5 protein-coding genes are annotated in these 6015 nt (G+C 72.2%); 2 read left to right on the top strand and 3 right to left on the bottom strand.

Translation table 11 applies throughout. From position 1 onward, the window contains the following. A partial coding sequence (locus AOK15_RS34320; RefSeq protein WP_157870456.1) for a thioesterase domain-containing protein occupies nucleotides 1–1407 on the top strand: 1407 nt, incomplete at its 5' end. A gap of 102 nt (nucleotides 1408–1509) precedes the next feature. Here AOK15_RS34320 and AOK15_RS34315 read toward each other — a convergent pair. From AOK15_RS34315 to AOK15_RS34305, 3 genes are read right to left on the bottom strand one after another with little or no spacing between them, the layout of a single operon-like run. Next, complete coding sequence (locus AOK15_RS34315) at nucleotides 1510–2511, bottom strand: Gfo/Idh/MocA family protein (protein WP_055522221.1); 1002 nt, start codon at nucleotides 2509–2511, stop codon at nucleotides 1510–1512. Beyond that, complete coding sequence (locus AOK15_RS34310) at nucleotides 2508–3863, bottom strand: NDP-hexose 2,3-dehydratase family protein (protein WP_157870455.1); 1356 nt, start codon at nucleotides 3861–3863, stop codon at nucleotides 2508–2510. Before AOK15_RS34310 ends, AOK15_RS34315 begins: the two co-directional genes overlap by 4 nt. Then, nucleotides 3860–5050: a cytochrome P450 gene (locus tag AOK15_RS34305; RefSeq protein WP_055522220.1), complete on the bottom strand. Its 1191-nt coding sequence runs from the start codon at nucleotides 5048–5050 to the stop codon at nucleotides 3860–3862. Before AOK15_RS34305 ends, AOK15_RS34310 begins: the two co-directional genes overlap by 4 nt. 334 nt (nucleotides 5051–5384) lie before the next feature. On the opposite strand from AOK15_RS34305, the gene AOK15_RS34300 reads away from it, so the two are divergent. After that, a complete protein-coding gene (locus AOK15_RS34300; RefSeq protein WP_055522219.1) occupies nucleotides 5385–6002 on the top strand; it encodes a dTDP-4-dehydrorhamnose 3,5-epimerase family protein in 618 nt (205 codons plus the stop codon). The last annotated feature ends 13 nt before the right edge of the window (nucleotides 6003–6015 follow it).

Raw genomic sequence — 6015 nt, 5'->3', positions numbered from 1 at the left:
CTCGGCACCGGCGAGCGGGCCCGCACCGGAGCAGTACGGCCGTTCACCGCCGACGCGGGCCTCGCCGCCCTCGACCGGGCCCTGGCGGCGCCGGACGAGGCACTGCTCGTCCCGCTCGGCCTCACCCCCGGCACCACCCCCCACGCGGCCGACCGGATACCGGCGGTCCTGCGGTCCCTGGTGCGCGGCACCGTCCCGAGGCGGACCGCCGCCCGCGGCGCCGACCGGTCCGGGGCCACCGCCCTGGCCGCCCTCGCCCCGGCCGAACGGGCGAGCGCGCTGCTGGACCTGGTGTGCGCGGAGGCCGCACGCGTCCTCGGCCACGGCGGCACCGACGGTGTCAGCGCCGACCGGGCCTTCGGCGAGCTGGGTTTCGACTCGCTCACCTCCGTCGAACTCCGCAACCGGCTCGCCACCGCCACCGGCCTGCGCCTACAGCCCACCCTCGTCTTCGACCACCCCACACCGGGCGATCTCGCCGCGGCCCTGGACCGGCAGTTCACGACCCCGGAGACACCATCCGCACCCGTCACCGGCCCGGCCGCCCCGTCCGACCCGACCACGGCCGTCGCGCACGCCGTGGAGGCCCTGTACCGGCACGCCGTCACCGCCGGCCGCTACGACCAGGCCGGCAAGGTCCTCATGAACTCCGCCGGACTGCGCCCCGCCTTCACCTCGGCCGACGCGGTCGGCAAGGCGCCGGCGCTGGTGAAGCTCGGTGACGGCGGCCGTCATCCCGCACTGGTCGGCCTGCCGTCCACCTCCGTGTGGGCCAGCGACCAGGAGTTCGTCGCCCTGGCCCGGCCCCTGCGCGGGCTGCGGGACACGCACTCGCTGATGATGCCGGGCTTCGTCTCCGACGAACTGGTCGCGGGCAGCGTCGAGGCGGCCGTGGAACACGCCGCCCGCACCATCTCCCGCACCCTGGACGGCGCCCCGTTCGCCCTCGCCGGCCGCTCCTCCGGAGGCTCCCTCGCCTACGCGGTCGCCGCCCGCCTCGAAGAACTGGGCACGCCCGCCGTCGGCGTGGTCATGCTGGACACCTATGTGGCCGGCACCCCGCAGACCGACTACATCGTCCACGCCATGGAGTCCCGCTCCCTCGAACGGGAGGCGGAGTTCGGCCGGATGACCGGCCTCCGCCTCACCGCGATGGCCTCGTACTTCTCCCTCTTCGAGACCTGGCGGCCGAGCCCCATCACCACCCCGGCCCTCCTGGTCCGAGCCTGCGAACCCATCGCCGTAGACCCCGACCACCCGCGGGAACGCCCCGACGAGTGGCAGTCCACCTGGCCCGTCCCCCTGGACGTGGTCGACGTCCCCGGCGACCACCACTCCATGATCGAGGAGCACGGCGAGAACACCGCGAGGACCGTCCACGACTGGCTGACCGCCCACGGGGCCTGAAGGACGGCGGGGCCTGAACGACGGCGGGGCCCGGGAGAGAGATCCTCCCGGGCCCTGCCAAGTCGGCTTCAGCCCCCGCCGTGTCGGCTACGGCCCCCGCGTCTAGCGCATCTCCCGCGCACAGCTCCGCACCCGGTCCACCAGGTCGCTCATCCCGAGCAGGTCCTCCTCCCCGTCCCGCGGCGGCACCTTGTCCAGCACGGCGGCCGCGAAACTCCGTACGACGGCCCCGTACTGGTCGTCGGCCGCCAGCGTGAACTCCTGCACGAGGTCCTGCTTCTCCAGCCGCAGCACGGGACGCAGCGTGGGCGGCGGTGTGAAGGCACGGTCGAGGACGATCCGCCCGGCGCTGCCCCACAGCGCGTACGACGAGCGGTAGGCGTGCTCGAAACCGAAGGACAGCTCGGCGGTGACCCCAGTCGACGTGGTCAGCAGCACATGGCCCGCCACGTCCACCCCGAGCTCCGGGTCCGTCCGCAGCACCGCGCCGACCGGGTCGAGGTCGGGTCCCAGCATCAGCCGTGCCGCGCGCAGCGGGTACACCCCCACGTCGAGCAGGGAGCCCCCGCCGAGGTCCGCCCGGTGGCGGACGTTCCCGGCGGGGAGCGGCGGGATGCCGAACGCGCAGCTGAACGAGCGGAGTTCGCCGATCTCGCCGGCCGCGACGAGACGCCGTACCTCCTGGTGCTGTCCGTGGTGGAGGAACATGAAGTTCTCCATCAGCCGGCGGTCGGCGGCCCGGGCGGTGTCGAGCATGACGGCCGCCTCGGCCCGGCTGGTCGCCAGGGGCTTCTCCACCAGGACGTGCAGCCCGCGGCGCAGCGCCCGGACCGCCCACCGGGCGTGCAGCCCGGTGGGCAGCGGGATGTACACGGCGTCGAGGTCGCCGCGGTCGAGCAGCCGCTCGTACCCCGCCACCGGTTCGCCGCCGAAGCGCTCGGTGAACCGGCGGGCCTTCGCCGCGTCCCGGCTGGCCACGGCGACGAGCCGGATCCTCGGCTCCGCGACGATCGCGGGCAGGACCCGGCGCCAGGCGATGTCCGCGCAGCCGAGGACACCGATCCGCACGGCGCGCTCCGGGTCGCTCCCGGACGGCCCGCTCATCGCAGGGCCTCCGCGCAGGCCACGAGGGTGCGTGCCTCGATGTTGAGGTAGTGGCTGTGCCGCAGCAGCTCCTTCAGCTGGCCCAGGGTGGCCCAGCAGTGGCGCGGCGGCACCTCGGTCGGGAAGTCCTCGTCCAGCTCCGCGATCACGTACCGGTTCTCGGCGGCGAAGAACCGCCCGCCCTCCTCGGACTGGATCCGGTCGTAGCGGATCCGGTCGGGGGCGAGCGAGCCGAGCACGTCGAGGTACGGCGGCCGGTCGTGGTGGTCGTCCGGCAGGCAGTGCACCGTCGGTCCGATCTCCAGTTTGTCCAGACAGCCCTCCTGGACTTGTGCCTGGACCAGGAAGTGGGGGATGCCGCCGATCGTCCGGTACAGCAGGGCGGCGAGCGCGGGCGCGCAGGGCGCCAGCATCGGCTGCGTCCAGTGCGGCACCTCGCGGTGCGGTGCGGTGACGTCGACGGCGACGATGCGGAAACGCCCGCCGTCCTCCGGCGCGATCTCGGCCGACGTACGGCGCCAGCCCGCGATCCCGGCGAGCGGCACCAGCTCGGCCGTCAGATCGCACCGCGTCTTGGCGCCGGTGAACCAACTGGACAGTTCTGTCAGGGAGAGCAGTGCGCCCTGGTCCGGGCCGAGGGCGGCCGAGGACGCCGCCCACGCGTGGCCGGGCCCGTCGCGGCCGTCGGCGGCGGGGTGGGGGCGGGGCAGGCACGACAGCACCGTACGGGCGTCCATGTTGATCACATTGTCCCGGTGGAGCAGCGCTCTGATCTCCTCCAGGGTGAGCCAGCGGAAGTCGTCGTCGACCGGCACGTCGTCGTCGGTCTCGATGACCATGTTGCGGTTCCGCTTGTGCAGGAACCAGGAGCCCTGTTCCGACTGCAGCACATCGACCAGTACCCGGCCGCGGCGATCGGTGAAGTGCTCCAGATAGCGGACGGAGCCGCCCCGGTGGACCCGTGTGTAGTTGCTGCGGGTCGCCTGCACGGTCGGGGACAACTGGACGCCGTTGACGTTGCCGGGTTCCGCCTTCGCCTGCATCAGGTAGTGCCGGACACCGTCGAAGGTCCTGGCGAGGATGCCGAGGACGCCGATCTCCGGCTGGTGGATGATGGGTTGCGACCACTCCCGCGGGCCCCCGCCCCCGGACGTCGGTGACCCGGGCTCCCGTACCCTCAGGCCCCGCACACTGAAGAACCGGCCGGTGTGGTGCCGTAGATCGCCCGTCGTGCCGTCGAACTCCCAGCCCGACAGCGCCGAGAACGGGATCGTCTCGACCCGCTGGTCGTTGACCCGCGCACGCTCGGCGAACCAGTCGGCGAAGTCCGCGTGGGTGTGCGGTGCGTTCACCACGTGACCGGCAGGCAGGCGGGGCCGCGCAGGACGCCCCCGGCGAACTCGATCGACTCCGGCGGGATCGCGAGCGCCAGACCGGGGAACCGCCGGAGCAGCGAGCCGAGGGCGACCTGGAGTTCGACGCGGGCGAGTTCCGCGCCGATGCAGCGGTGGGCGCCGTGGCCGAAGATGAGGTGAGGGTTGGGGGAGCGGTGGAAGTCCATCTCGGTCGGGTCGTCGAAGACGGCCGGATCGAGGTTCGCGGCCTGCGTGTCGATCACCACGGCCTCGCCCTTGCGGATGGTCCCGGTGCTGAGCTCGACGTCGTCGACCGCGATGCGCACGAACCCGCCGGTGACCGAGAGCGGTGCGATGCGCAGCATCTCCTCCACCGCCGATGGCACGAGTTCGGGCGCGGCCCGCAGCTCCGCCAGATGCGCGGGGCTGCGCAGGACGAGGGCGGCGAAGTTGGCGATCTCGTGCGCGGTGTTCTCGAACCCGCCCACCAGCAGCGCCAGGGCGAGGCTGACGAGTTCCTCCTCGCCCAGCCGGTCGTCGTTGTCACGGGCGAGGACCAGCCTGCCGAGCAGGTCGTCGGACGGGGTGCGCCGGCGCTCCGCGACCAGCTCGGTGACCAGGGCCACCATCTGTACGACCGCCGTCTCCACCTCGCTCTGCGCGGTGCCGGTGAACATGGTGTGCGCCAGCCCGCGGAAGGTGTCGCTCTGCGCGTCGGGCACCCCGAGCATGTCGCAGATGACGGTGAGGGGCAGCGGCCGGGCCAGCGCGGTCACCAGGTCGGCGGGCGGCCCCTGCTCCTCGATCGCGTCGAGGAGGGCGTCCACGGCCTTCTCGACGCGCGGCCGCATGGCCTCGACACTGCGCATCGTGAACGCCTGCGCGACCAGTTTGCGCAGCCTCGTGTGCTCCGGCGGGTCGAGGCTGAGGATCGACGTGTCGTGCAGGAGGACCGGCGTCGGCCGGGGAACGTCCGCGCCCACCGTCGCCGCCCTGCTGAACCGCGGGTCCGACAGCACGGTCCTGACGTCCGCGTGCCGGGTGACCAGCCGCGCCTCCATGCCGTACGCCATGCGTATGCGGGCCAGGGGCTCCTTTTCCTGGATTTCTCGGTAGCAGGGGGGATAGGCGAAGCCCACGGGTTCGCTCATCGGGAACCGGTGGATATTCTCGGCGACGTCCATTTCCTGACTCCCTGTCATCGGCGAAAAGGGCGCGGTGAATGCGCTGTGAGGGTATGAGGCGCAGGGCGTACCTGATCGAAGGCCGCATATCTTTAGGGGTGCCGGTCGAGGAAGAACCCGGTAATAGGGGTCTGTGTAAGGGGCGGCCCCGGATTTTTTAAGGGGCATGGGATCTTCTCGGCCCTTCCCTGATTCGCTCTTGAGCGGAGAACATTCCCTTGCGTGTCCGTCGCCCGAGTGGAAACGGAACTCGGCTGTTCCGGCGGTATCCACGACATCGGCGGCGGCACGCAGCTCATCATCGGGAGCACGCATTCGAGGCCGAGGGCTGATCATGGATTTTCGCGCACTGAAGGTGCACGGCGCCTTCGAGTTCGTCCCCGAGACCTTTCCCGACGACCGCGGCAGATTCACCGCCCCGTTCCAGGAGTCCGTCTTCGCCAGCGCGGTCGGCCACCCGCTCCCCGCGGTGCGACAAGCGAGCTGCAGCACCTCCCGACGGAACGTCCTCAGAGGCGTGCACTACACCCGCACCCCGCCGGGCACGGCCAAGTACGTGTACTGCGCCCACGGCACGGCCCTGGACATCGTGGTGGACCTACGGGTGGGATCACCCACCTTCCTGGCCTGGGACGCGGTGACGATCGACGCCGCGAGACCGACCGCCCTGTACTTCCCCGTCGGTGTCGGCCACGCCTTCCTCGCCCTGAGCGACGACACCGTCATGGCCTACCTCCACTCCGGCGAGTACGTGGGCGACCACGAACTCGCCGTGTCGGCGCTGGACCCCGCCCTCGGGCTGCCCGTCGGCGGGCCGGGCGAGCTCACCGTCTCCGCCCGCGACCGCGAGGCCCCCACCGCGCGCGAGGCACTCGACCGCGGCCTGCTGCCCGCCTACGCGACCTGCCGCGAGATCGAGAAGAACTTCGGGTACGTGGCCAGCCCCCTGTGATGGACCCCCGCCC

Source organism: Streptomyces ossamyceticus (assembly GCF_001418475.1).
Classification (GTDB): Bacteria; Actinomycetota; Actinomycetes; order Streptomycetales; family Streptomycetaceae; genus Streptomyces; species Streptomyces ossamyceticus.
This window is presented reverse-complemented; position numbering and strand designations above follow the sequence as displayed.